Annotated in this window: 20 protein-coding genes, 1 tRNA gene and 1 pseudogene; 12 read left to right on the top strand and 10 right to left on the bottom strand. The window is 64.5% G+C overall.

Annotated elements, in window-relative coordinates:
* Positions 1-17 precede the first annotated feature (17 nt).
* Together ACP7BY_RS18670 and acs are read right to left on the bottom strand one after the other, a co-directional pair.
* On the bottom strand, positions 18-2,060 hold the full coding sequence (locus ACP7BY_RS18670) for a M13 family metallopeptidase (RefSeq protein WP_033964544.1): 2,043 nt from the start codon (positions 2,058-2,060) through the stop codon (positions 18-20).
* A gap of 75 nt (positions 2,061-2,135) precedes the next feature.
* A complete protein-coding gene (acs, locus tag ACP7BY_RS18665; RefSeq protein WP_033964543.1) occupies positions 2,136-4,076 on the bottom strand; it encodes an acetate--CoA ligase in 1,941 nt (646 codons plus the stop codon).
* Positions 4,077-4,193: 117 nt separating this feature from the next.
* Here acs and ACP7BY_RS18660 point away from each other — a divergent pair, with 117 nt between their 5' ends.
* The 9 genes from ACP7BY_RS18660 (at position 4,194) to ACP7BY_RS18620 (ending at position 13,501) form a co-directional block, all read left to right on the top strand.
* Positions 4,194-5,720, top strand: a complete 1,527-nt coding sequence (locus ACP7BY_RS18660) for an acyl-CoA carboxylase subunit beta (RefSeq protein ID WP_137903087.1) — start codon at positions 4,194-4,196, stop codon at positions 5,718-5,720.
* Positions 5,721-5,776: 56 nt separating this feature from the next.
* Positions 5,777-6,067 carry a hypothetical protein gene (locus tag ACP7BY_RS18655; protein ID WP_033964542.1) on the top strand — a complete coding sequence of 97 codons (291 nt, stop codon included), beginning with the start codon at positions 5,777-5,779 and terminating at the stop codon, positions 6,065-6,067.
* The gene (locus ACP7BY_RS18650; RefSeq protein ID WP_137903088.1) at positions 6,064-6,285 is read left to right on the top strand and encodes a hypothetical protein; all 222 of its coding nucleotides are present in this window, start codon (positions 6,064-6,066) and stop codon (positions 6,283-6,285) included. The genes ACP7BY_RS18655 and ACP7BY_RS18650 overlap by 4 nt, the downstream gene beginning before the upstream one ends.
* A gap of 110 nt (positions 6,286-6,395) precedes the next feature.
* Positions 6,396-8,243, top strand: a complete 1,848-nt coding sequence (gene cobT, locus ACP7BY_RS18645; protein ID WP_033964541.1) for a cobaltochelatase subunit CobT — start codon at positions 6,396-6,398, stop codon at positions 8,241-8,243.
* Positions 8,236-8,484 (top strand): ribbon-helix-helix domain-containing protein, encoded by a 249-nt coding sequence (locus ACP7BY_RS18640; RefSeq protein ID WP_033964539.1) that lies wholly within the window; start codon positions 8,236-8,238, stop codon positions 8,482-8,484. Before cobT ends, ACP7BY_RS18640 begins: the two co-directional genes overlap by 8 nt.
* A gap of 67 nt (positions 8,485-8,551) precedes the next feature.
* Positions 8,552-11,014, top strand: a complete 2,463-nt coding sequence (locus tag ACP7BY_RS18635; protein WP_033964538.1) for a TonB-dependent receptor — start codon at positions 8,552-8,554, stop codon at positions 11,012-11,014.
* Positions 11,011-11,736, top strand: coding sequence for a tetratricopeptide repeat protein (locus ACP7BY_RS18630; protein WP_137903089.1), 726 nt, complete (start codon positions 11,011-11,013; stop codon positions 11,734-11,736). Before ACP7BY_RS18635 ends, ACP7BY_RS18630 begins: the two co-directional genes overlap by 4 nt.
* Positions 11,730-12,413 carry a Fe2+-dependent dioxygenase gene (locus ACP7BY_RS18625; protein ID WP_033964536.1) on the top strand — a complete coding sequence of 228 codons (684 nt, stop codon included), beginning with the start codon at positions 11,730-11,732 and terminating at the stop codon, positions 12,411-12,413. Before ACP7BY_RS18630 ends, ACP7BY_RS18625 begins: the two co-directional genes overlap by 7 nt.
* Positions 12,413-13,501, top strand: a complete 1,089-nt coding sequence (locus ACP7BY_RS18620) for a PepSY-associated TM helix domain-containing protein (RefSeq protein ID WP_033964535.1) — start codon at positions 12,413-12,415, stop codon at positions 13,499-13,501. Before ACP7BY_RS18625 ends, ACP7BY_RS18620 begins: the two co-directional genes overlap by 1 nt.
* A 29-nt stretch (positions 13,502-13,530) precedes the next feature.
* Here the strand turns inward: ACP7BY_RS18620 and ACP7BY_RS18615 are convergent, their stop codons facing one another.
* Positions 13,531-18,135: an NAD-glutamate dehydrogenase gene (locus tag ACP7BY_RS18615; protein WP_137903090.1), complete on the bottom strand. Its 4,605-nt coding sequence runs from the start codon at positions 18,133-18,135 to the stop codon at positions 13,531-13,533.
* An 83-nt stretch (positions 18,136-18,218) separates the two neighbouring features.
* Positions 18,219-19,502, bottom strand: coding sequence for a PAS domain-containing protein (locus ACP7BY_RS18610; RefSeq protein WP_033964534.1), 1,284 nt, complete (start codon positions 19,500-19,502; stop codon positions 18,219-18,221).
* Positions 19,503-19,706: 204 nt separating this feature from the next.
* Between ACP7BY_RS18610 and ACP7BY_RS18605 the strand changes: the two genes are divergently transcribed.
* Positions 19,707-19,782, top strand: a tRNA-Thr gene (locus tag ACP7BY_RS18605).
* Positions 19,783-20,211: 429 nt separating this feature from the next.
* On the opposite strand, the gene ACP7BY_RS18600 is transcribed toward ACP7BY_RS18605, so the two are convergent.
* On the bottom strand, positions 20,212-20,511 hold the full coding sequence (locus ACP7BY_RS18600) for a pirin-like C-terminal cupin domain-containing protein (protein WP_137903091.1): 300 nt from the start codon (positions 20,509-20,511) through the stop codon (positions 20,212-20,214).
* Positions 20,512-20,947: 436 nt separating this feature from the next.
* Positions 20,948-22,069 carry an FUSC family protein gene (locus ACP7BY_RS18595; RefSeq protein ID WP_231565037.1) on the bottom strand — a complete coding sequence of 374 codons (1,122 nt, stop codon included), beginning with the start codon at positions 22,067-22,069 and terminating at the stop codon, positions 20,948-20,950.
* Between the two features lie 228 nt (positions 22,070-22,297).
* On the opposite strand from ACP7BY_RS18595, the gene ACP7BY_RS18590 reads away from it, so the two are divergent.
* Complete coding sequence (locus ACP7BY_RS18590) at positions 22,298-22,756, top strand: MarR family winged helix-turn-helix transcriptional regulator (RefSeq protein ID WP_033964533.1); 459 nt, start codon at positions 22,298-22,300, stop codon at positions 22,754-22,756.
* A gap of 123 nt (positions 22,757-22,879) precedes the next feature.
* Here the strand turns inward: ACP7BY_RS18590 and ACP7BY_RS18585 are convergent, their stop codons facing one another.
* Positions 22,880-23,194, bottom strand: a complete 315-nt coding sequence (locus ACP7BY_RS18585; protein WP_231565035.1) for a DUF3363 domain-containing protein — start codon at positions 23,192-23,194, stop codon at positions 22,880-22,882.
* Between the two features lie 182 nt (positions 23,195-23,376).
* Positions 23,377-23,570 (bottom strand): annotated as a pseudogene (locus ACP7BY_RS18580) (Arm DNA-binding domain-containing protein); the annotation flags it as partial.
* Between the two features lie 445 nt (positions 23,571-24,015).
* Here ACP7BY_RS18580 and ACP7BY_RS18575 point away from each other — a divergent pair.
* On the top strand, positions 24,016-25,323 hold the full coding sequence (locus ACP7BY_RS18575) for a tyrosine-type recombinase/integrase (RefSeq protein ID WP_052192287.1): 1,308 nt from the start codon (positions 24,016-24,018) through the stop codon (positions 25,321-25,323).
* A gap of 6 nt (positions 25,324-25,329) precedes the next feature.
* On the opposite strand, the gene ACP7BY_RS18570 is transcribed toward ACP7BY_RS18575, so the two are convergent.
* Together ACP7BY_RS18570 and ACP7BY_RS18565 are read right to left on the bottom strand one after the other, a co-directional pair.
* Positions 25,330-25,545, bottom strand: coding sequence for a helix-turn-helix transcriptional regulator (locus ACP7BY_RS18570; RefSeq protein ID WP_033964529.1), 216 nt, complete (start codon positions 25,543-25,545; stop codon positions 25,330-25,332).
* Complete coding sequence (locus ACP7BY_RS18565) at positions 25,542-25,772, bottom strand: DUF2274 domain-containing protein (protein ID WP_033964527.1); 231 nt, start codon at positions 25,770-25,772, stop codon at positions 25,542-25,544. The genes ACP7BY_RS18570 and ACP7BY_RS18565 overlap by 4 nt, the downstream gene beginning before the upstream one ends.
* Positions 25,773-25,775: the final 3 nt, after the last annotated feature.

Raw genomic sequence — 25,775 nt, 5'->3', positions numbered from 1 at the left:
GACCGGTCTCATTCACCTTACCAGATATGCACCCGGTCGGCGGGGGCGAGGTACAGCTTGTCGCCGGGCTTGACGTTAAAGGCGGTGTACCAGGCATCGACATTGCGCACGACGCCGTTGACGCGGAAGAAGGCCGGGCTGTGCGCATTGGTCAGCAATTGCTGGCGCAGCGCGCCTTCGCGGTCCTTTTCCTGCCAGACTTGCGCCCAGGCGAGGAAGAAGCGCTGGTCACCGGTCAGCCCGCCGATCACCGGTGCCTTGCCGTGCTTGGCCTGATAGCGCTGATAGGCGGCATAGGCCATTTCCACGCCGCCCAGATCGCCGATATTCTCGCCCATGGTGAGCGATCCCTTGATGTGCGTGCCGGGGATCGGTTCATAGCCGTCATATTGCTTGCCGAGCACGGCGGTGCGCGCGGTGAAGGCCTTTTTGGATTCGGGCGTCCACCAGTTGCTGATCTTGCCGGTCCCGTCGAACAGGCTGCCCTGATCGTCAAAGCCGTGGCCGATCTCATGCCCGATCACCGCGCCGATCGCGCCGTAATTGACCGCGGCATCGGCCTTGGGGTCGAAGAAGGGCGGCTGCAGGATCGCGGCGGGGAAGGTGATCTGGTTCGAGAGCGGATTGTAATAGGCGTTCACCGTCTGCGGGGTCATGTCCCACAGGCTGCGATCGACGGGCTTGGTCAGCCGGTCGAGATCGAGCTGATGCTGGAAGTCGCCGCTGCGCATCGCATTGCCGAGCAGATCGCCGCGATCGATCTTGAGGCTGGCATAGTCGATGTACTTGGCCGGGTGGCCGATGCGCGGGTCGAACTTGTCGAGCTTGGCAAGCGCCGCCGCCTTGGTCTTGGCGTCCATCCAGCTATTCGCCGTGAGCCTTTCGCCAAGTGCGCCGCGCAGATCGCCGATCAGCTCGCCCATTTTGGCTTCGCTCTCGGGCGGGAAATAGCGCGCCACGTAAATCTGGCCGACCGCCTCGCCCAACGCACCATTGACGAGGGCAACACCGCGCTTCCAGCGGTCGCGCTGGGTCGGCTGGTCGCGTAGCGTCTTGCCGTAAAAGGCGAAGCTCGCATCGTCGAACGCCTTGGGCAGGAATTGTGCGTGATCGCTGACGAAGCGGAACGCGACCCAGTCCTTCCATGTCTGCAGCGGCACCGAATCGAGCAATTTGCCATTGGCGGTCAGCGCGGTGCTGGTCGCCATGATCACGGTCGGGATGCTGTCGAGCCCGGCGGTCTTCAGCATCAAATCCCAGTCGAATTGCGGCGCGAGCGCTTTCATGCCCGCACGGTCCATCGGCTTGAACATCTCCATCAGATTGCGCTGGCGCTCGGGGCTCCATTGCTCCTTGGCCATCGCGGTTTCGAGCGCGATGATCGCATCGGCCTTGGTCGCGGCGTCGGGAATGCCCGCCAGCGTCTGCATCTGGATCACATAGTCGCGATAGGCCTTGCGGAAGCCGTCATATTTCGCGCCTTCGAGCAGGTAGTAATCGCGCCCGCCCATGCCGAGCCCGCCCTGGCTGGCGGCGGCAACATAGCGGGTCGGGTCGGACGGATTGGGCAATTGGCCGAGTTCGACCGGCGAGGCATAGCCGACACTGGCGAACAGCGTCTGCAACGCGGCCTTGTCCTGCACGGCAGCGATCTTGGCGAGATAGGGCTGGAGCGATGTGGTGCCACGCGCATCGATCGCGGCCTGGTCCATCCAGCTCGCGTAGAGATCGCCGATCTGCTTGCCCGACGCGCCAAAGCTGGCGGGATTGGCGGCGAGATCGGTCAGGATGTCGCGGACGTGCTGTTCGGCTTCGTCGCTGATCACCACCCAATAGCCGGCCGAGGTGCGATCGGCGGCGATCTGCGTACGCTTGTTCCACGCGCCATTGGCGAAGGTCCAGAAATCGTCGCCCGGCTTGATCGCCTTGTCCTGCGTCGTCAGATCGACACCGAAGGTGCCGTAGCGCGGCCCGCTCTTGGCATCCTTGGCGAGCGTGGGTGCCGCGAGCGCGACGATGGCAGCCGCGGCGGCGAGCCGGGCGAAGGTGGATGTACGCATGAAGGAGCCCCCTAAAACCTGTGTTATGCTTGACCATAACAGTGGGGTGGGGGCTCCGCAACACGTGCCTGCGCGTCAGGCCACGCGGTTCGCCACCAGATCATCGACCACCGACGGATCGGCGAGCGTGCTGGTATCGCCCAGGCTCGACACGTCGCCCTCGGCGATCTTGCGCAGGATCCGGCGCATGATCTTGCCCGAGCGCGTCTTGGGCAGCCCCGGCGCGAATTGCAGCTTGTCCGGCGCGGCGATCGGGCCGATTTCCTTGCGGACCCAGGCGATCAGGTCTTTGCGCAACGCCTCGGACGGGGCGTGCCCCGAATTGAGCGTGACATAGGCGTAAATGCCCTGGCCCTTGATATCGTGTGGCATCCCGACGACGGCGGCCTCGGCCACTTCGGGGTGCAGCACCAGCGCGCTTTCCACCTCGGCGGTGCCCATGCGGTGGCCCGAGACGTTGATCACGTCGTCGACGCGGCCGGTGATCCACCAATAGCCATCGGCATCGCGGCGCGCGCCGTCACCCGTGGTATATTTGCCGGGATAGGTGGTGAAATAGGTCTGGAAGAAGCGTTCGCGATCACCCCATACGCCGCGCATCTGTCCCGGCCAGCTGCGGGCGATGACGAGGTTGCCTTCGGTCGCGCCGCCCAGAATCTCGCCATCGGCATTGACCAGTTGCGGGTCGACCCCGGGCATCGGCTTGGTCGCCGAACCGGGCTTGAGCGCGGTCGCGCCGGGAAGCGGAGAGATCATCGCGCCGCCCGTTTCGGTCTGCCACCAGGTGTCGATGATCGGGCAGCGGCCGCCGCCGACGACCTCGTGATACCAGCGCCATGCTTCGGGGTTGATCGGCTCGCCGACAGTGCCGAGCAGCTTGAGCGAGCTGCGATCGGTCCGGGCCACGAAATCGTCGCCATCCTTCATCAGCGCGCGCAGCGCGGTGGGTGCGGTGAAGATTGTGTGGACCTTGTGGCGATCGACCACTTGCCAGATGCGGCTGGCGTCGGGCCAGTTGGGCACGCCTTCGAACATCAGCGTCGTCGCGCCATTGGCGAGCGGGCCGTAGAGAATATAGGTGTGTCCGGTCACCCAGCCGATGTCGGCTGCGCACCACCACACATCCCCCGGCCGATAATCGAAGCACAATTCGTGGGTGAGGCTGGCCCACAACAGATAGCCGCCGCTGGTGTGCATCACCCCCTTGGGCTGGCCGGTCGATCCGCTGGTATAGAGGATGAACAGCGGGTCCTCGGCCCCCATCGGCTCGGGCGGGCAAAGGGCGGGCACGCCGTCGCGCGCTTCGTGATACCAGACATCGCGTGTCGGTTCGAACGGCACGGCGGCACCCGTTGCGGCGACCACGATGACGGTCTTGAGGCCGGGCGCGTGCGCGGCGGCGGCATCGACATTGGCTTTCAGCGGCACACGCTTGCCGCCGCGCCGCCCTTCGTCGGCGGTGATGACGATGCTCGATCCGCAATCCTCGATCCGCCCGGCCAGCGCCTCGGGTGAAAAGCCAGCGAACACCACCGAATGGATCGCCCCGATCCGCGCGCAGGCCAGCACTGCGAATGCTGCCTCGGGGATCATCGGCAGATAGATGGTGACACGGTCGCCCTTGGCGACCCCTTGCGCCTTGAGCACATTGGCAAAGACGCAGACTTCGCGATGAAGCTCGGCATAGGTGAAGCTGCGCGGTTCCTCCGTGGGTTCGTCGGGTTCCCAGAGCAAGGCGGTGTCGCCGCCGCGTTTTGCAAGATGCCGGTCCAGGCAATTGGCGGCGACGTTCAATTTGCCGTCGGCGAACCAGCGGATGTGGAAATCGGTTTTGTCGAACGACCAATCGCCAGCGATCTCCGGGCGCTTGATCCAGTCGAGCCGCTTGGCCTGGTCGAGCCAGAAGCTGCCGGGATCGGCCAGGCTACGGCCATAAAGCAGGTCATAGCCGTCCGCATCGATGCGGGCGTGGGCGGCCCATTCGGGCGGGACGGGATAAAGCTCCTGCTCGGACATCTTGGTCTCCTATGGGCGCGCATTTGCCGTTCCCTGCTGGTGCTTGGCAAGGGTGCATGGGTTGCGTTCCGTCGCCAAACCGCGAAAAGAGCGCACAACGGGTTTTAGGGAGTGACCATGTCCTCGACCATCGCCGAACTGGAACGTAAACGTGAAGCCGCGCGCATGGGCGGGGGCGAGAAACGCATCGCCGCGCAGCATGCCAAGGGCAAGCTCACCGCGCGCGAGCGGCTCGATGTGCTTCTCGACGAAGGCTCGTTCGAAGAGCTTGATATGTATGTCGAACATAATTGCGTCGATTTCGGCATGGCCGAGCAGAAGATTCCGGGCGATGGCGTCGTCACCGGATCGGGCACGATCAACGGTCGGCTGGTGTTCGTGTTCAGCCAGGATTTCACGGTGTTCGGCGGTTCGCTGTCGGAACGCCATGCGCAGAAGATCTGCAAGATCATGGACATGGCGCTGAAGGTCGGGGCACCCGTGATCGGCCTCAACGACAGCGGCGGCGCGCGCATCCAGGAAGGCGTCGCTTCGCTTGGCGGCTATGCCGAGGTGTTCCAGCGGAATGTTTTGGCGAGCGGCGTGGTGCCGCAGATCAGCCTGATTATGGGGCCGTGCGCGGGCGGCGCGGTCTATTCCCCGGCGATGACCGACTTCATCTTCATGGTGAAGGATTCGTCCTACATGTTCGTCACCGGGCCCGATGTGGTGAAGACGGTGACCAACGAAATCGTCACGCAGGAGGAATTGGGCGGCGCGGTGACGCACACCACCAAATCCGGCGTGGCCGATGTCGCGTTCGAAAACGATATCGAGGCGTTGCTGGCGGCGCGCGACTTCATCGATTTCCTGCCCGCCTCGAACCGCGAAGGCGCACCCGAACGTCCCTCGTCGGACCCATGGGACCGGATCGAGGCGTCGCTCGACACGCTGGTGCCAGCGTCGGCCAACCAGCCCTATGACATGCACGAGCTGATCCGAAAGACCGTCGATGAGGGCGACTTCTTCGAGGTTCAGCCGACCCATGCCGCGAACATCATTATCGGCTTCGGGCGGATCGAGGGGCGCACGGTCGGCTTCGTCGCCAACCAGCCGATGGTGCTGGCCGGGTGCCTCGACATCAATTCGTCCAAGAAGGCGGCGCGGTTCGTGCGCTTCTGCGATGCCTTCGAAATCCCGATCGTCACCTTTGTCGACGTGCCGGGATTCCTGCCGGGCACCGCGCAGGAGCTGAACGGCATCATCAAGCACGGCGCGAAGCTGCTGTTCGCGTATGCCGAAGCGACCGTGCCCAAGATCACCGTCATCACGCGCAAGGCTTATGGCGGGGCGTATGACGTGATGGCCTCGAAGCATTTGCGCGGCGACCTCAATTACGCCTGGCCGACCGCCGAGATCGCGGTGATGGGCGCGAAAGGTGCGGTCGAAATCATCTTTCGCGGCCGCACGCCCGAGGAAATTGCCGAGCAGACCGCACAGTATGAGGCGCGCTTCGCGAACCCGTTTGTGGCGGCGAGCAAGGGGTTCATCGACGAGGTGATCCAGCCGCACTCGACCCGCCGCCGCATCGCGCTGGGCTTGCGCAAGCTGCGCGGCAAGCAGTTGGAGAACCCGTGGAAGAAGCACGATAATATCCCGCTGTGAGGGGATCTTGTCCAAGGGCGCGAAAACCTTATAATCACATGATAAGGATTGCCGCGATGCAGACCGAACGTGTCACCTTTCTGACCACTCCCGAGAACAAGGCGGCGCTAGACTCTTATGCGTCCGGCGCGGGAAAATCCGTTGGGCATGTCCTGCGTGAGGCTTCGACCCGATACCTTGCTGGGGGGCAAAGCGAAGCGGACAGTTATGATGAGGCGCTCGCCCTGGTGCTGCCGGAGCTTGAAATCAGTCTTGCGAAGTGGAACCGCCAGTTGGACGCGATGAATGAATCGATCGACCGCGCCTGCGCGGCGATCGATCGCGCCTTGGCAGGCGACCCGGCGTGAGCACGAGCGAAAAGGCATTCGCGCTCGTCAAGGCCGTTTTGACCTATCAAGAGCGTATGAATGGGCTGGAGAAAAAACTGGCCGCGCTCAGCGATGGCCTGACGCGGCTGGCGGATAGCCATGTCTCGCTGCGCGACCGGGTCAGCACGATTGAGGGCTACCTACGCGGTCGCAGGGATGCCGCCGCTGCATCTGACCTGCCGAGGATCGAAGGATAGTATCGGAACATCCCCGCTTTCCGACGCGCCGCAATCTGGTAGCAGGGACGCCATGATCCATCGTCTTGCCTTTTTTGTCCGCAGGCATAGCGTGTCGTCGGAGCTGAGCCGTGCCTACTGAGACCCCCCTCGATCGTTTCAAGGCCGTGCTGGGCGGCGCAGCGCGCGCGGTTGCGCATGAGCCCGAGATCGAGCTGGCCTTCACCGCCGACTCGCCGAGCCAGTCGGGCAAGCATATCAAGGTGCCGATGCCCGCGCGCACGCTGCCGCCCGAGCAAGTGGCCGAGGCGCGTGGTTTCGCCGACGGCTTCGCGCTGCGGCTGCGCTATCACGACACCGCGCTGCACGGCCGGATCGCCCCGCACGAGGCGGTGGCGCGTGCGGTGTTCGATGCGGTCGAGGGCGCACGCGTAGAGGCACTCGGCGCGCGCGGTTATGCCGGGATCGCGGCCAATCTCGACGTTGCGCTGGAGACGCGGTTGCGCGCCGACCCGATCACGCGCGCACGGACGCGCGACGAGGTGCCGCTGTCGACCGCGCTCGGGCTGATCGTGCGCGAACGCTTGACCGGTGCCCCGCCGCCCGACGCCACCGTGCCGGGGCTCGAGCTCGTCCGCGACTGGATCGAACAGAAAGCGGGGCGCGATCTCGATGCGCTGGGGCTCGCGATCGACGATCAGCGCGCCTTTGCCAGCCTGACCACCAAGCTGCTCGAAGATCTGGAGTTGATCGAAGGGGACATGATCCCCGACGAATCCGAGGAAGGCGGTTCCGAGGATGAAGGCTCGGAAGAGCAGCAGGACGATCAGGGCGACGAAGGCGAGGACGAAGGCGAGCAGGGCCAGGGCGAAATCGAGGCGCGCGGGTCCGAGCAGGATTCCGACAGCGAAGAGGGCGAAGGCACCGAGCAAAGCGACGATTCGTTCGACGATATGGACGGCGAGCCCGGCGACGAAGGCGAGGAGGGGATGCTCCCGGTGCGCCCCAACCGACCGTTCGCGGATTTCGCGCCGCAATTCGAATATAAAGCATGGACCACCGCCTATGACGAAGTCATCGCGGCGACCGATCTGTGCGATGCGGATGAACTGACGCGGCTGCGTTCCTATCTCGACCAGCAATTGGTGCATTTGCAGGGGGCAGTGACCAAGCTCGCCAACCGCCTGCAACGCCGCTTGATGGCGCAGCAGAACCGCAGTTGGGATTTCGACCAGGAAGAGGGCATTCTCGATGCGGCGCGGCTGGCGCGGATCGTGGTCAATCCGACGCTGTCGCTCAGTTACAAGGTCGAGCGCGAAACCGATTTCCGCGACACGGTGGTGACGCTGCTGATCGACAATTCGGGGTCGATGCGCGGTCGCCCGATTTCGATCGCGGCGATCAGCGCGGACATTCTGGCGCGCACGCTGGAGCGGTGCGGGGTCAAGACCGAGATCCTCGGCTTCACCACGCGCGCGTGGAAGGGCGGACAATCGCGCGAGACCTGGCTCGCCGCCGGGCGGCCACCGCAGCCGGGGCGGCTGAACGACGTGCGCCACATCGTCTATAAGAAGGCCGACGAGCCGTGGCGGCGCGCACGCACCTCGCTTGGGCTGATGATGCGCGAGGGGCTGCTAAAGGAAAATATCGATGGCGAGGCGCTGCTCTGGGCGCATTCGCGGATCATCGCGCGGCCCGAGGAACGCAAGATCCTGATGGTGATATCGGACGGCGCGCCGGTCGACGATTCGACGCTGAGCGTCAATTCCGGGTCGTATCTCGAACGCCATTTGCGGCAGGTGATCGGCTGGATCGAAGCCAAGTCGCCGGTCGAACTGGCGGCGATCGGTATCGGCCATGACGTGACACGCTATTATGCGCGCGCGGTGACGATCATGGATGCGGAACAGCTAGGGGGTACGATCATAGAGCAGATCGCCGCCCTTTTCGACGCCCCGATGGGGCGAGGGCGTGGTTGAAGCGCCGCCGGGCGGGTTTATCGGCCCGGTCAAGCGTTCCGTTACCATTGCCGGACACCCAACGTCGATCAGTCTGGAGCCGATCTTCTGGCGTGCGCTGGAGGAGCAGGCGGAAATGCGCCTGCTGCCGCTCAACGCGTTGATCGCGCAAATCGATTCGGTGCGGATCCTTGCGGACGATCCCCCCAACCTTGCCAGCGCTTTGCGAAGCTGGGTGTTGGCGGCGCAAAAATGCGAATAAATCGCAATAGCGTTGACAATGCGAGTGACTCGCAATAGCCGATCTCCATCTTCAAGGGGATCACACTTTGTCACACGCCGTTCGCAAGCCCGCTTATCTCGCTTTGTCCTGTGTCGGGGCGTTTGCCAGTTTTCCGGCCTTCGCCAACGATGTCGCGCCGCCCCCCGCCAATGATGAGGATCCGGAGCGCAAGGCCGATATCATCGTCAACGGCATCCACGAGCGTCGCCCCGCTGACCCCAAATTGGTCGCGCCGATCGTCGACACGCCCAAGTCGATCGTGGTGCTCGACAAGTCGGTGATCGAACAAACCGGTTCGACGACGTTGCAGGATGCGCTGCGCACCGTGCCCGGCATCACCTTCGGTGCGGCTGAGGGCGGCAACCCGATCGGGGACCGGCCGTTCATCCGCGGCTTTGACAGCCAGGGCTCGATTTATGTCGACGGGGTGCGCGACCTGGCCTCACAGACGCGCGAAGTGTTCGCGATCGATTCGGTGCAGATCGTGCGCGGGTCGGATTCCACGCTCGGCGGGCGCGGCAGCGCAGGTGGGACGATCAACATCCTGACCAAATTGCCGCAAGCGCGTACCTTTGGCTCGATCGCGGGCAGCTATGGCAATGCCGATTACAAGCGCATCGTCGGGGATCTCAACCTCAAGCTCAGCGATACGGCGGCCTTCCGCATCGAAGGCATGTGGCACGACCAGGATGTCGCGGGACGCGATGCCATCTATCAACGGCGCTGGGGTGTGGCCCCCAGCTTCACAATCGGGCTTGGCACGCCAACGCGGCTGACCGTCGGCTATTATCGCCTCGAGAGTCACGAATTGCCCGATAGCGGCATTCCCTATCTCTACACGATCGCCAATGCGCCCGGGACGGGCGCAATCCGCACCGAACCGGCGCTTGGGCAAATCACCACCGCCACCGGGCAGACCGGCTACGTGGGGCGCTCGACCTTTTATGGTCTCACCAGCCGCGATTTCCGCGATAGCACCACCGACCAGGCGACGGTGCGGGTCGAGCATGATTTTGGCGGGGTGACGCTGCGCAACACCGCGCGTTTCAGCCATGACAGCCAGGCCTATATCTACACCTTGCCCGACGATTCGACCGGCAACGTCTATGGCAGCGGGCAAGTGTGGCGGCGCTCGAACACGCGCTACAGCTATGCCGAAAGCATCATCGACCAGCTCGATCTGTCGGGCAGCTTCAACACCGGTACGATCAAGCATGATTTTGCGGTTGGTGCCGAAGTGTCGTGGGAAAAGGCGCGGCGCGGCACCTATGTCACGCGCGGTTATCTCAATTCCAGTGGGGTCGAGATCCTGTCCAGCGGCTCGACCATCTCCCCGCGCTGCAGCACCGCCACCGTTGCGCGTTATTATTGCGCGAGCATCTTTTCGGCCAATCCGAATGACCCCTGGGTCAATTACGCCAGCGACACCTCGACCACCGCGTCGCCGATCGTGCGCTCGCTGCCGCTGGAAGAGACACAGAACGACGCCGAAACCCAGGCGCTTTACGGGTTCGATTCGATCACGTTGCTGCCCTCGCTGATCCTCAACGTCGGCGCGCGCTATGACCGCTTCACCTCGCGGATCACGCCGGGGCAGGCGGCCAATGCGACCACCGCGTTCCGCTTCTCGCGCACCGACGAGCTGTTCAACTGGCAGGCCGGGCTGGTGTTCAAACCGACCAAGGAAACCAGCGTCTATGCGAGCTACGCCACCGCCGCGACACCGCCCAACAGCCTGCTCGGCGAGGGGCGCGAGGACAATGCGTTGCCGACCACCACAGCGACCGCGAACGTGCTCGATTCGCTAAAGGTACAAAAGACCAAGTCGTATGAGGTCGGCGCGAAGGCGAGCCTGTTCGGCGAGAAGCTGGCGCTGGGCCTGGCAGTGTTCCAGACCGACATTGCCAATGCCCGCGTGACCGATGCCAATAACAACATCGCTTATCTTGGTTCGACACGCATTCGCGGCGTTGAACTCACCGCCAGCGGCACCGTGCTGCCGGGCTGGACGGTGTTCGGCGGCTATACTTTCCTCGATGCCAAGATCGTCGATGGCGGTTTCACCGCACTGACGGTGGCGGCAAACGGCGCGGCGAAGGCAACGACGGTGCTGGTGCCCTCGGTCAACACCGGGAAGGACGTACCGCAGACGGCGCGCAACAGCTTCACTCTGTCGACCAATTATGAAGTCACCAAACGCCTCTCGATCGGCGGCGGGGCCTATTACATGGACAAGCAGAATGGCGGCTATGCCGACAATCGCACGGCCACGCAGACTGCGGCTGGGGTGATCACGGTCAATCCTGCGACGAAGATCTTGACGCGCGGCATCCCCAGCTATTGGCGCTTCGACGCGCAGGCGCGGTTCAAGCTCAACGATCGGCTGGAACTGTCGGTCAACGCGCAGAACCTGACCGACAAGGTCTATTTCACGCAGACTTACACCAGCCATTATGCGTCGATCGCGCCCGGTCGTACCGTGTTCGGCACGGTGAAGGTGGCGTTTTGATCGCGCTGTCGGAAGCGGAGATCGCCGCGCGCCTGTCCGGATCGCCGGAAGAGCGCGCCGCCTTCCTGCGCGAGTGCGCCGAAGGCGGGGTGGCCGAGGCGCAGGCGCTGTACGGTCAATTGCTGCTCGACGGCACGGGTGTGGCGCAGGATGCGCCCGCCGCGCTGGGTTGGTTCGTCAAGGCGGCGGCGCAGCATCACCTGATGGCGATCAACATGGTCGGGCGGTGCTACGATCTCGGCTGGGGCACCGCGCCCGACAAGGCGCGCGCGGCAGCGTGTTATCGCATCGCCGCCGAGCGCGGGCTCGATTGGGGGATGTACAATTATGCGACGCTGCTCGCGCTCGGGCAGGGCGTGACCGAGGACAAGCCGCTGGCGCTGGAGTGGTTCTGCAAGGCGGCGGCGCTTGGCAATGCCAAGGCGATCAATTTCGTCGGCAGCTTTCATGAAGATGGCTGGGTCGTGCCGCGCGATCTTGCCAAGGCGGCAACCTGCTATGCCCGCGCGGCGCACGGCGGTGATTTCCGGGGTGCCTTCAACCACGCCCGTATGCTGGCTGCCAAGGGTGGGATCGACGAAGCACTGAACTGGCTTCGCCGCGCGGGCGCGACAGCGACCCCGGCCTTTGTCGAGAAGGCAGCGGCCTGGCTGGCGACATCCGATATCCCCGCGCTGCGCAAACGTGGCGTGCAAGCCCTCAGGACCGCTGCATCATGCTGACCGTCATTCCCGATATGCTGAGCGCGACCCAGGTCGCGGAAGTGCGCGCGCTGATCGATACCGCGCAATGGATCGACGGGAACGATACCTCGGGCAACCAGTCGGCATTGGCCAAGCACAATGCGCAACTGCCCGAGGATTCGGAGGCGGCGCGGCGCGGCGGGGCGATGGTGCTCGACGCGCTCGCCGCCTCGCCGCTGTTCGTGGCCGCTGCGCTGCCGCTCAAGGTGTTTCCGCCGCTGTTCAACCGCTATGCGCCGGGCGACGGCTTCGGCGCGCATGTCGACACCGCAATCCGTATCCGCCGCGGCAGCGACTTCCGCATTCGTAGCGATTTGTCGGCGACGCTCTTCCTCGCCGATCCCGACAGCTATGACGGTGGCGAACTCGTCGTCCAGATGCAGTTTGGCGAGCAGCGGGTGAAGCTGCCGGCCGGGCAGATGGTGCTCTATCCGGCGTCGAGCCTGCACCATGTCGCGCCGGTAACGCGCGGCGCGCGCGTCGCCAGCTTCTTCTGGATCCAGTCGATGATCCGCAACAACGAAGCGCGCGCCACGCTGCTCGATCTCGACACCGCGATCCAGTCGGTCGGCGCGCGGCTGGGGCAGGGGGACAGCGAGGTCGTCCGGCTGACCGGTGTCTACCACAATTTGTTGCGCCAGTGGGCGGAGGTGTGATGAGCAAGATCGGTCTGCGCAACGCCTGGTTTCAGGTTCATAAATGGATCGGCCTGACCCTCGCGATCCTCATCATCCCACTCTCGCTGACTGGGGCTGCGCTGGTGTGGGACGAAGCGCTCGACCATGCGCTCAACCCGCAACGCTATGCGACCAGCGGCAGCAACACGCTGGACCCGCAGCGTTACGTTGCGGCCGCGCGCGGGGTACTCGAGCCGGGGGACCGCATTGCGGCACTGACGCTGCCGGATGCGCCGGGCGAACCGGTCGTCGTTTCGGCGAGCCTCGCGGGCAAGGGCATGCGGGTCCAAGGTCCGCCGCCGCGCAAGACGGTCTGGCTCGATCCGCCGAGCGCGCGCGTGCTGGATTTTGCCAATAGCGGGAGCGGTCTGATCCGCACGCTGCACATGATCCACGGGTCGATGCTCATTCCGGGCGTTGGGCGGCAGGTGGTTGGCTGGATCGGCGTCGCGATGCTGCTGTCGTGCGTATCGGGGCTATGGCTGTGGTGGCCGACGGTGGGGCGCTGGGTACGCGGCTTGCGCTGGCGGCGGCACCGCAACACCGACACCAATCTGCATCATTTGCTCGGCTTCTGGATCGCGTTGCCGCTGTTCGTGCTGTCACTGACGGGGGCGTGGATTTCCTTCCCGCAAGTCTTTGGCGGTGGCGGCCCGGCGGCGGGAATGCGGCCGAATGCACCGCGCCCGGTGCCGCTGGCGCAGCCGGGCCTCGCGCTTGCTACAGTGATCGCCAGCGCGCGGGCGGCGGTACCGGGCGAGGTGTCCAAAGTGGAATGGCCGACCGATCAGAAACCGATGTGGAAGGTCGGCTTTGCGCATGAAGCACGCGGCGTTGCGATCGATGATCGGAATGGCGCGACCGAGGCGACCCGCGCCGCGCCCGAACCGTTCGCGCGCACGATGCGGCGAATCCACGACGGCACCCGGATGGGGCTGGTGTGGCAGATCGTGATCTTCCTGGGCGGGCTGTTGCCCGCGATCCTGGCGGTGACCGGAATCATCATGTGGTGGCGCGCGCGGGGCTGGCGGGCGCAACTGAAGGCGCGGCAGCGGGCGCGGGCCTGATCCTCCCCGGCACGGGGAGGATCACCGGTTTACCGACCCAGCAGTACCCGCGCCTGACCCGCAATCTGCGCCAGCATCGCCGCATTGGGTGCAGGGGCCATGCGGGCGCGGTCGACCACCGCCTTGAACTGGCCGACGCGCCCGGCATTGTCGGCCAGCCACGTCTCGACCAGCGCCTGCGGATCCGCGTCGCTGCCGCTCGCGCCGCGCCCGAGAAATTCCAGCCGCAACTGCTGGAAGTCGCGGGCGAGGCCTGCGATCAGCAAGCGTTCCCACGGATCGCTCGACGAAATGCGCGCGGCATGGGCCTGCGCCCAATCCAGCCCCAGCGCCTGGCCGAGCCGGGTGAAGGCGCGCGTCAACACGGTCTCGTTCAGGCCCAGCCGCTCGCCGAGATCGGCCAGGCCGACCGCGCCGTCGAGTTCGAACAGGCGCACGACCTTCTGCACCAGCTTCTTGGGTGCCCCCGCCGTTTCCAGAGTGACGGCGATGCGGGCGCTCTGCGCGCTGGCTTCTTCGAGCAGCAATGCCTTGGTCTGCTTGTCGAGCTGGGCAATGCCCTTGCTGAGCCGCGCGAGCGCCGCGCCCGGCCCGGTGCCACTGCGCGTGACACGCAGCAGATCGGCAATTTGCGAGCGCGTTGCGACCGCAACTTCGTCGAACAAGGCAATGCGCGCATTTTCGGGCATCGCCGCCGTTTCGATCTCGCGCCACAAGGTCGGTAAGTCGAACAGGCGTTCGGCGACGACGAACATCGCCGCGATGTCGCTCATCGCCGCGCCTTCTTCCTCGGCGAGTTCGAACGGGTAGAGCACGCCCATGCGGTTGACGATGCGGTTGGCGAGCTTGGTGGCGACGATTTCGCCGCGCAGCCGGTGCTGGTCGATCGCCGCACCGAACTTCTTGCGCATTGCAGGCGGGAAGGCGGCGTGGAGATCGGGCAGTAACTCGGGATCGAGACCGAGGCCCGCTTTCTCGATCGATGCCTGCAGGGCGAGCTTGGCGGTCGCCAGCAGTACGGCGAGTTCAGGCCGGGTGAGCCCGCGCCCTTCGGCGGCGCGCCGCAACAGGTCGTCATTGCCGGCCAGCCCCTCGACCGCGCGATCGAGCGAACCGCCTGCCTCGAAAATCTCGATCAAGCGGACATAGCTCGGCACGTCGCGCGCGCCATCGCTCTCGGCGATCGACAGCGCGAGCGTTTGCAGGCGGTTATCTTCCAGCACGAGATGCGCGACATCGTCGGTCATCCCGGCGAGGAAGGTGTTGCGCTTGTCATAGCCGAGGCGGCCTTCGATCATCTCGCGGTTAAGCGCGATCTTGATGTTGACCTCATTGTCCGAACAATCGACGCCGGCCGAATTGTCGATGAAGTCGGTGTTGATGCGCCCGCCGCGTGCCGAAAAGGCGATGCGCGCGGCCTGGGTGACACCCAGGTTCGCGCCTTCGCCGATCGCGGTGGCGCGCAGATCCTCGGCGTCGACGCGCAGCCGATCATTGGCGGGATCGCCGACCGCGATATTGTTCTCGGCGCGCGCCTTCACATAGGTGCCGATGCCGCCGAACCAGATCAGGTCGACTGGGGCCTTCAGGATCGCCGAGATCAGCGCGCCCGGTTCCATTTCGCTTGCCTCGATGCCAAGCGCCGCGCGCACTTGTTTGGACAGCTTGATGATCTTGTCGGTGCGCGGGAACACGCCGCCGCCCTTGGAGATGAGCGAGGCGTCGTAATCCGCCCAGCTCGAACGGGGCAGGGCGAACATGCGCGCCCGCTCGGCCCAGCTTGCGGCGGGGTCGGGATCGGGATCGAGGAAGATATGGCGATGGTCGAACGCCGCGACGATCTTGAGCGTCTGGCTCAGCAACATGCCGTTGCCGAACACGTCGCCCGACATGTCGCCGCAGCCGACGACGCGGATCGGTTGCGTCTGCACGTCCACCCCGCGCTCGGCGAAGTGGCGCTGGACGCTGACCCACGCGCCCTTGGCGGTGATGCCCATCGCCTTGTGGTCATAGCCGACCGAGCCGCCGCTGGCGAAGGCGTCGCCCAGCCAGAAATGGTGTTCGAGCGCAATCGCATTGGCGACGTCGGAAAAGGTCGCCGTGCCCTTGTCGGCGGCGACGACGAAATAGGGGTCGTCGCCATCGTGGATGACGACGTCGGCCGGATGCACCACCGCGCCCTCGACGATATTGTCGGTGATCGACAGCAGCGCCCGGATGAACACACGGTAGCTTTCGGTGCCCTCGGCCAGCCAGGCATCGCGATTGGACGCAGGCGGCAATTGCTTGGGGTAGAAGCCACCCTTGGCACCGGTCGGTACGATCACGGCATTCTTGACGCGCTGCGCCTTCATCAGGCCCAGGATTTCGGTGCGGAAGTCGTCGCGCCGGTCAGACCAGCGCAAGCCGCCACGTGCCACTGGCCCGGCGCGCAAGTGGATGCCTTCGATCCGCGGCGAATAGACCCAGATTTCGCGCCATGGCACGGGCGCGGGCAGGCCGGGAACGAGGTGACTGTCGAGCTTGAACGCCAGCGCCGCCTGGCCAGCGGGGGCAAAAGCGTTGGTGCGCAGCGTTGCGGCGATGACGCTGCGCAGCGAGCGCAGGATGCGGTCGTCGTCGATCGCGGAAACCGCGTCGAGCCCGGTATCGATCGCGGCGTCGGCGGCGGCGATGTCACGGCGCTTGCGTGCCGGATCATGCGCAACAGCGAAGCGCTCGATCAGCGCGGCGGCCACCTTCGGCGCGCGCCGCAGCGCGTCGACCACCGTAACCAGACCATAGGTCAGTCCCGCCTGGCGCAGATAGCGGAACCATGCGCGGAACAGCACGACCGATGCCGGTGCCATGTCGGCATCGACGATCAGGCGATTGAACGCATCGTTTTCGGCCTTGCCCTCCAGCACAGCCTGGATCGCATTTTCCAGCACGCTGGTGTCGGCTGACAAGCGCACGCCCGCCGCCTCGACCAGAAATTCATGCACAAAACCCTGTTCGTCGCCGATCAGCGCGGTCGGCAATTCCTCGATCACGCGGAAGCCGAAATTCTCCAGCACCGGCACCGCATCCGACAGTGCCAGCGCCCCGCCCAGACGATAGATTTTCAGCCGCGCCGCGCCGCGTTCGTCGCGATACATCCGCACCGAGCGATCGGCTGCGGTTTCCAGCCGCGCCAGCCGCACGATGTCGCGCGCGGCCTCCTCGGCAGTGTTGGCATTGCGATAGCCCGCCGGGAAATTGGCGGCATGTTTCAGGGCAAGCCGTGCGGCGCGCGCCGCATCGGTCTGTTCGACCAGCGCCGCCTCGACCGCCGGCACCCAGCCGCGCACCATCCGCGCGATCCGCGTGTCGAGAGCGTCGGTATCGGGCAGCACGCCGCCCTCGCGCAGATCGAGCGTGAAGCGAATCAGCGCAATCGTGTCGTCGACTTCGATCGACCAGTTGAGCACGCTCGCCTTGGCCGCCTCCGCCAGCATGTCGCCGATCGCAGTGCGGCGCGCGGTGGTCAGGTCGTCGCGGGGCAGCCAAACGAACGCGAACAGATGCCGACCGAGCACGCTGCGCACCAGCCGCAGCTTCGGGCGCGGGCGGTCCGCGAGCGACATCGCGGTAAGCGCGACATCCTCGAGCGCATCGGGCGTAAAGGCGATGACCAGGTCATGCGGCAAACCGGCCAGCGCGTGGGTGAGCGCCTTGCCGGTATGGCCCTTGGGATCGAAACCGAACTTCGCCTCGAGCGCCGCGAGCCGTTCGCGCAATACCGGCACATCCTGCGGGGCCGCATTCAGCGCGCTGCTGGTCCACAGACCGGCGTGGATCGACAGGCCGACGATCTGGTCCTTGTCGCGAACCGGCACGACCGCCAGATCGAGCGGGACGTGGCGATGCACGCCCGAAATCAGGTTGGATTTGAGCAGCAAGGGCGCTTGCCCGCCCTTGGCGAACCATTCCATCGCGAGCGTGCGCGAGGCTTCGGCCAGGATCGGCACCGCGCGCGGGTTGCGGGCAATGCCAAGCGCGGTCTCGCTCCGGCCGATCCACAATTCATGGCCCAGCAGCGTGAACTTCTGGTCGAGCAGCCAGAACAGCAAGGCGGCACCTTCCCCGGCGGGCAGCGTGGCGATGTCCGCCGCCATCGCATCCTGCAGCGCCTGCCAGTCTCCCACCGCTGCGCGCACATCGGCCAGATTGCGTTCCAGTGCGGCGATCAAATCGCGCCGTTCGCGCGCATCGGCACGCTCCAGCTCGATATAGATCATCGATTCGGGCGAACCCTTGTCGTCGACGCTGACCAGCGCCCCGTCCGAATCGCGGCTTACGCACACGACGGGGTGGATGATGCGGTCGATTGCAATGTCGTGGCTGCCGATCGTCGCGGCGATCGAATCGACCAGGAAGGGCATGTCGTCATTGACGATGGCCAGCCGCATCCGTCGGCGCGGGTCGGTGCCGGGCAGCGGCTCCAGCGCGATATTCGGAACGCCGGTCGTGCGCCGTTCGGCCGTGGCGGCGACAAACGCCGCAGCATCCGCGCGCTCGGTCTTGCCGAACCCCTGCAATTCGCCCGGAAGCGCACCTTTGGTCAACCGGACGGCCAATGCATCCGACAGCGATTTCAGCGTGGTTTTTGCCATAGCCGCCCTATGCGCCGGTCGCGTGACGACCTCAAGACTTGTGGCAGCGCACAAATTTGCCCGGCCGGGGCGGAGGGGGCGGCTTACACCATCCGGCGCATCGCCCGCTCGGTCAGCGTAGCGTCGTCGCCAATTTCAGCGACGATATCGAGCATGCCCCCGTCGCTGGCGCGCGCGAGCAGCAGGACATAGTCCCCCGGCGCCACGTTGCTTTCGATCGCGACGCTGGCGAGGGTCGGACGATTGGCCAGCGCCGACGCGCGATCGACCCGCGCCTTCGGATTTGGGGTTCGGGCGGCGCGCTCGGCCTTGACCACGCCCTTGATGCCTCCCTCGAACGAATCGAGGAAGTCACCCAAGGCCCCTATTGCGACGCCCATGCGGCGGGCGTGGGCAAGGACAGCCGCATATTCGGTCAGACGGGTTTTGTCGTAATCGGCCCCGAAGATCAGTTTCACGATCGGTGTCATCGGCGCGCGCAATTGTACGGCGATTCCTGCCGATGCCAGCAGCGCGTCATATCCGACCGGATCGGCGTCCGCCGCTGCGGCAAATTCGTGGGCGCGTCCGAGCACGCGGTACAGTGTGGCGCGGTGGCGGGTGTCGGCGGCGCGGAGCGCAGCGGCGGTCTGCTGTGCGAGCATCAATTGGTCGATCAGCGTGGCTCCGGCGATCGTCGGGCTTTCGCGGTCCATTGGCGCATCGTCGTCGAAACCGGCACTGGGACCATCGGCCCACACCGGTGCGGTCACGGCAGATTTGGGTGCGGTCGCGACCGCCGCCGTGATTTCCGCCTGGAGCTTGGCTTGCGTCTCCGCGTCGACCAGCTCCTTCCAATTGATGACGCCGTAGATGAAATCGATTGAATCCTCGTCGGAGGAAAAGGGCATCAGGATGCCGCGATACATCGTGTTGAATCCGCGGGTACTGACAAACTCCGCCTCGAATCCGATCGGCGCGCGATTCGCGATGATTTGCAGATAATGGTCGGTCAGCCGCGACAAGAGCGAGCGACTCGGCACTTGCGCGATGTGGGTGATGGAGGAGTCGAGCGCGCATTCCTCGCGCAGCGCCTTGCCGAGAAAGGCGATGGCAGGATTTTCGATCCCGGCGGAGAAATCGAGCAGCACGCTATGCGGGCCGAAATCGGTGATGTTGGCCGGATCGAGATCCTCGATCGACGGATAAGCGCGCCCGCCAAGCAGCGACACCCAATAATTATAAGCGCGAACGTGCATCCGCCGTTCGTCGGTGCCGACGTCTATCTGCGTATCGACGCCGCCGGTATCGGCGTCTTGGTCGGCGCGACCGCTGTCGATCTCATCCGTGCCGAGCCGATCTTCCTCGAAACCGCGAACACTATCCATTGCGCAAACGCCTCACCTGGCGCGACCCGACCCGACATGGGCGAGCGTCACCGGCACACCTTGTGCGCCGTGCGTGGTAAACGTGGGGTAAAGGGCATCCGTTTTCGGAGAGCGCGCGATGCACCTCGCATCGCAACGCTTGTCAGCCCGCAAACGACCTGATAAGCGCCCGCCCTCGCGTTGGTTCGTACGGATCAGCGCCACGCCGCTTTAGCTCAGTTGGTAGAGCATCGCATTCGTAATGCGGGGGTCACAGGTTCGAGTCCTGTAAGCGGCACCATTATAGGCCCGAGACGGCTCTAAATCCTCGCAAAATCCTGAAAATTCTGGTAAATCAATCAGAGGCGGTTTGCGGCGTTCCGTATCCGTTCGCCCTAATCCGACCGATTCGGGGGCCGATGTGAGGGCCTCGTGATTTTGGAAGGATTGGAGGCCCCAGAGGGCGCTGACAGTCGACCCACGACCTGCTTTCGACACTCAAAAGGATCGAGGGCAGAGGCCATCACGAACCAGCTCCGGAACGACCCAACAGTTCCGGCGTCCATAGGCCGCTGAAAAGCGCCATATACCGCGACATAGGACAGCCCGGGAGCGTCGGCACTCCTTTGGGGGCGGCGGGGTCGGCTGGGCCCAGGACCACCTTGCCGCCGAGCGCGTCCAAAAGGCGGTCACCACAGCCGCCACGCATCCGCCAAATCGATTTGAACGTTTAGAAGCGGCCGGCCCGGTAATCGACGAAGGCTTGCTGGATTTCCGCCTGCGTGTTCATGACGAAAGGGCCGCCAAAGGCGATCGGCTCACGCAAAGGCTGGCCGGCGAAAAGCAGAAATCGGGCGACAGTGCCCCGCGCCCTTATGGTAAGGTCCGACGTTCCGGGCTCCTCCGATCGCGTTAACCAGCCAAGCGGGCCAGCGCTCAAAAGATTACCGGCGGGCCCGATCTCGACCGCCTTCGATGACGTAGACAAAGGTGTTGTCGGTCGCCGCAAACCCGTGCCGAAATGCACCATCGCTTTCGACCCGCACCTCGAGCATCGTACAGGGCGGAACGGCGACCGATGCCGTTGCTCGAACCGTTCAATCCCGGCGATCGGGAGGTCTTTCACGCGGTTTTCGTGGGCGGTGCGAATATGCCGGCGCGCATAGTCAGCAGCAATCTTAGCTGCGGTAGTCGGCGGGGCACCGGACGCACCGTAGCTGGCAGCCGGAATCTGTGATCAGGCCCGTCGGCGGGATTATGAACTCACTACATGATCTCCGCTCGGTCGCGCCGGAGTCCGCTTTCGGCGCAGCGGGTCTTACTTCGGCCAATCCGACGCGTCATCTGAACACGAACCCACGTCCGATGTTGAGGAGCCGAAAACGGGTCGCGAGTGACCGGGGATGGGTCTCAAAGCATTGCCCAGAAGTCCTTGAGACGAATAGAGGATTCAGTGCGGCGCATTCCTATCGATCTTTGGATTGCACCGTAACTTGATGGCCAAGCTGGCGGTCTGACCCGTCCCCGGCGCTGGCGGCAAGCAAACGATCGAAGAGCACGTTGAGTGTCATCACCGTTAGACCTCCTGCCAGGGTTGCGATCAGTCGGTCGGTTAGCAGTGCAGACGCGATCGGCTTGCCGATGTCGAGCACCAGCAGGATCAGCGGGGTGCTGACGACTGCGTAGAGGAGATAATTTCGCGCGCGTGCCAAGGGCACGACCGTGGCAAGCAGGCACGCGACGATGCCGAGGGCCACTGGCGACGACACGTAGCACAGGATCGCACCCGTCAGGGCAACGCCGCCGAGGGTGCCCGCCAATCGCTGCACGGTCTTCACCGGTACATGTTCGATAGGGCGCTGCGTCAGCAGCGCGACCGTGAGCAGGATCCAGTAGAAATGATGCGTCGGCCAGAGATGGCGCAGAACGCTGGCGATGCCGAGACCGAGGGCAAGCCGAAGCGGGAATTGCCATCCCTCGAGCCTGTATAGCGTGCGGCGAAAATAGGCGCGACGTTGCGCGTGGGTGGGCGTTTGCCGCGTCTTGTGTGCAACGCCTTTTTGGCTCCTGCGGCCGCCGGCCAAGATGCCGCGCAGGGCGATGTTCCACAACGCACCCAATCCAAATATCAGCGCTGCAGCGCCACGATGCGCTGGGGCACCGTCGAGAAAGCCGACGCTGAGCACGAAATAGATGATGAAACGGATGGCACCCCCTGCGATTGGTCGACTGTAGCCCGACAGAAGGGCCGCCACCGCGGTGAGTGAGATCAACGCCAGGTCGGGTTGCGGCAGTGCGGAGACCCCGGTCGCCACAGCAACGGCGATCAGCGCAGGCGCAATTGACTGGCTGAGGGGAGGGGGCTGCGTTGCCGCGCTGCCGCTGGCCCCGGTCGGTGCGCCAGCAAGCAGGATGGCACCGAGACCGATCGTGAAGCCTGCCTCCGCCTGTCCAAGCATAAGGCCGGCAACGACGGGGACGCCCATGCCGAGCGCCGCGATCGCGAGCATGCGTAGGCTCACGGGTTCCCCCGGATCGATCGCCACGACATCGCGCCAAAGCCGGGAGGGGAGGTGAAGGGATTTCACGATCTGGTTCCTGCTGCACCGTCCATGCCCATGCCCGGAAGAGTGCGGGCGGCGCTGCCCAGCACGCGAGCGTCCCAACCCGTCAGTCGATTTCCGGTGCGTCCGTAATCGATCGGCTTCCATCGTCGCGGGGGTAACCAGGCCGCTTGGCCAGCCGACGCGGACGAGCAACCGGCACGCACACGCTCCTTGTTGTGGACCAACTATTAATACGCTATGCGTATTATTATGTCGAGCGCGAACGATCGGGAAAGTGACGAGGCGCGGATTGTGCGGGCGGTGCTGCGCCTTGCGAGGGCCATGCGCCGGTCAGCGCGGGCAGGCGAACTGACGGGCGGTGCGCTCGCGCTGATTGCGACGCTTTATCGCAAGGGCCCGCTGAGTGCAGTGGCGCTCGCCCGAGCTGAGGGGCTGCAACCGCAATCGCTCAGTCGCCTGCTTGTGCGAATGGAGGCCGGGATACTGATCGAGCGGGGGATCGATCCCGAGGACCGGAGACGCCATGTCATCACGCTGACCTCCCGGGGACGCAACGCGCTGCGTTCGGCGATGACCCAGCGCCGCGAATGGCTGGGTAGCGTGATGGCCGAGCGGCTAAACGAGACGGAGCGCGCAAGCCTGCGCGCTGCCGCCGAGATCATGCTCAGGATTGCCGATCCCCTGGAGGAGGACCAGGCCGCCGATTGATGAGCCGACGCTGCCTGCTGCTGCGGACATTACTCGACCGTGAGCACGATGTAACGGGCCTTGCCCGACCGCAAGGATGGGGCCCGCTCCCGAGCGCACGACGTCGTGCTGAGGGAGCAAGGCTCATGAAATTTCCGGCCCACGGCTGCACCCGAATTGCCAGGTGACACCGTCGCCGCGCGCAATCCCGTGCACGGTCTTGCCAAGCTGGTTCTCGAGTACTGGTCGCAACCGAACGAGCGTGAATTCCCGATCTTTCTCAAGGAGAGCGAACCGTCCGCTGGCGAGATCCACCCAGCGCGCCAATCGCCCTTCGATGATGTCGCCGGCGCGCGGCCGGTGCGCAGGAGCTCCCGTCGTTGAAGCATCATGATCGCGTTGGCACGCAGGCGCACGCGATCGCCATCGACGTCTGCCAATTGCTGCTCGACGAGCCATTGCTGCCGTCCCGCCATCGTGGCGCGTAGGGTGGCCCATTGGGCCTTGGCGTTCTCGTGCCACTCGCGAGCCACACGCTCGAACGTCTGTCGCCCGGCTTCGAGGTTCGCCTCGATCTTCAGGCGCTTCGCGACATTGGGATCCTGTCCTTCGCACAGCATGGACCAGGCTTCATCGCGCTTTTCGCGAGCATCCGCCAGCGAGACGCGGGGATAGGCACAAAGGCCATCGTCTTGTTCTTGCCATCATATTCGTAGTTCCAGCGCCACAGCTTTCCGCCGCTAGGGGTGGCCATCAGGCAGAGGCGATTGGTGTCTGCGAGTTTATAGGTTTTGGGGCGTGGCTTGGCGTTGCGCACCTTCGCATCGGTAAGCATGGTTCGGTCTCCAAAAACACCACGTTTTTTGACCGCGCGTACCTCGTTTTTGCCCCTCCGATTCGCCGGATGGGCGCGAACGGCTACGAACGGCCGAGGTCGGACCGGTCTGCTCAGTATTGGATTTCAGGAGAGAAAAGTCGATTTCAGTGGTCCGATGCGGACCGCTGGGAACAGGCAAATGGCGGAGCGGGAGGGATTCGAACTCCCCTTTGCGCGGCCTAGCAAATCCGCCGTTTTTGTGCTCTAAAGTCATTGTAAAACAATGGCTTTCCTAAGTCCAATCGGATTTTTCGGGTCGCAGCGGTTCGGAGCGGATCGCGCCAATCCGCGACTCAAACCCGGACGGAAACCCGGACTGAGCCAATCGGCGGAGGGCCCGGGATTCGAACAAAACCCGGATGGACCCGGACTGAAGCCGATGGACGGACGAAGGAGAATTCGAATGTCTCGCGCAATGCACAAGCTGAGCGCCCGTCGCGTGGAGACGATCAAGGCGTCGGGCTGGCACGGCGACGGTGGCGGGCTCTGGCTGCGCATTGACAACAACGGCTCCCGGAAATGGGTGTTCGCCTGGGAGCGATCCAAACGCCGCCGGGAGATGGGGCTGGGCGCCGCCTCCGATATAACGCTTGTGGCAGCACGCGAACTCGCTGCCGAGGCTCGTGCCTTATTGGCGCAGGGTCTTGATCCAATCGAAGAGCGTCGCGCGAAAGAGGCTGAGCAGGAAGCTCCCGCGGCTACTGAAGATAGCGCGGACGAAACTCCCAGCGTCACGACCTTCGGCCAGTTCGCCGACACGTATATCGATGCCCACGAGGACGGCTGGAAAAATCCCAAGCATCGGCAGCAGTGGCGCAACACGATCAAGACGCATGCCAAGTCGCTACTGAACAAGCCGGTCGACACGATCACATCGGATGACGTGGTTGCCGTCCTTCGTCCCATCTGGCGCAAGGTTCCCGAAACGGCCGGTCGCCTTCGAGGCCGGATCGAGAACATCCTGGACGCGGCAAAGGCGTCCAAGCACATCGTCAGCCCTTGGGAGAACCCTGCGCGGTGGCGCGGAAATCTGATACATCTCCTGCCGCGCCCGCCCAAGAAATCCCAGGTCAAGCATCACGCGGCGATGCCGTTTGATGATCTGCCTGATTTTTTCGGCAAACTGCGGCAGCGCCCAGCAACGGCTGCGCGGGCGCTCGAACTGACAATATTGTGCGCAACCCGTACCAACGAAACGCTGCAGATGACGTGGTCGGAGGTCGATCTTGAACAGGCCGTGTGGACGGTGCCGGGCGAGCGGATGAAGATGGGGATAGAGCATCGCGTGCCGTTGCCCAGCCACGCCGTCGAACTCATCAAGGCACAGGCTCGAACGTCAAGCCAGGCACCGGGTACTTATGTCTTTCCGGGCGAAAAGCCGGGGAGGCCATTGTCGCAGATGGCGATGACGATGGTGCTGCGCAGAATGAAGCTTGGGCATTTCACCGTCCATGGCATGCGAAGCTGTTTCCGCGATTACATGGGTGACATGACCGATCATCCGGAGTCGCTCGTGGAGCAGGCGCTGGCCCACCAGATCGGCGACGAGACGACCCGGGCCTATCGCCGTGGCGACGCATTCCTCAAACGACGCTCACTCATGCAGGAGTGGCAGGATTATCTGATGCCCATCCAGAAACGAAATGCTCGTGCGAAGCGCAGTAATGCCGGGCTTTCAGACGCTGATGGCGCCATGCTGGAGGCCGCCTGACGGCGATCATTTTGTCCGAGAATCGCGAACGACGCCCTCGATCCACGCTTCGACCTCGCGCTCGCTCCATCGTGCAGCGGCGGCGGTGATCTTGTATGGTTTCGGAAAGCGCCCATCGCCTATCATGGCGTAGATCATGGTCTTGCCCAGACCTACACGGTGGCGAACTTCCGCCAGCCTGAGCAACCTCTCCGGCTGCGTTGCGTCAGGTTCGGCCGTCATTTGCGCCGCTCCGCCAGCCCTTCACGCGCCTTTGCAAAGCCGCGGTCACTCGCGAGGAAGGCTGCCAGCATGTGCGGGACCAGATCAGCAATCGCCTGCTCTTCACCATAGGCTTGTTGATAGATCGTAGCGTAGTCCGCCAGGGCTCGTTGAAGGTCCGGCGCGATACTGATGGTCAACTTGATCGGCGTCCTGTCCGGCAGGCGGGCGAGCTTGAGATCGGTCATATC

The sequence above is a fragment of the Sphingomonas sp. PSPC2-2 genome (assembly GCF_049897725.1).
Classification (GTDB): Bacteria; Pseudomonadota; Alphaproteobacteria; order Sphingomonadales; family Sphingomonadaceae; genus Sphingomonas.
This window is presented reverse-complemented; position numbering and strand designations above follow the sequence as displayed.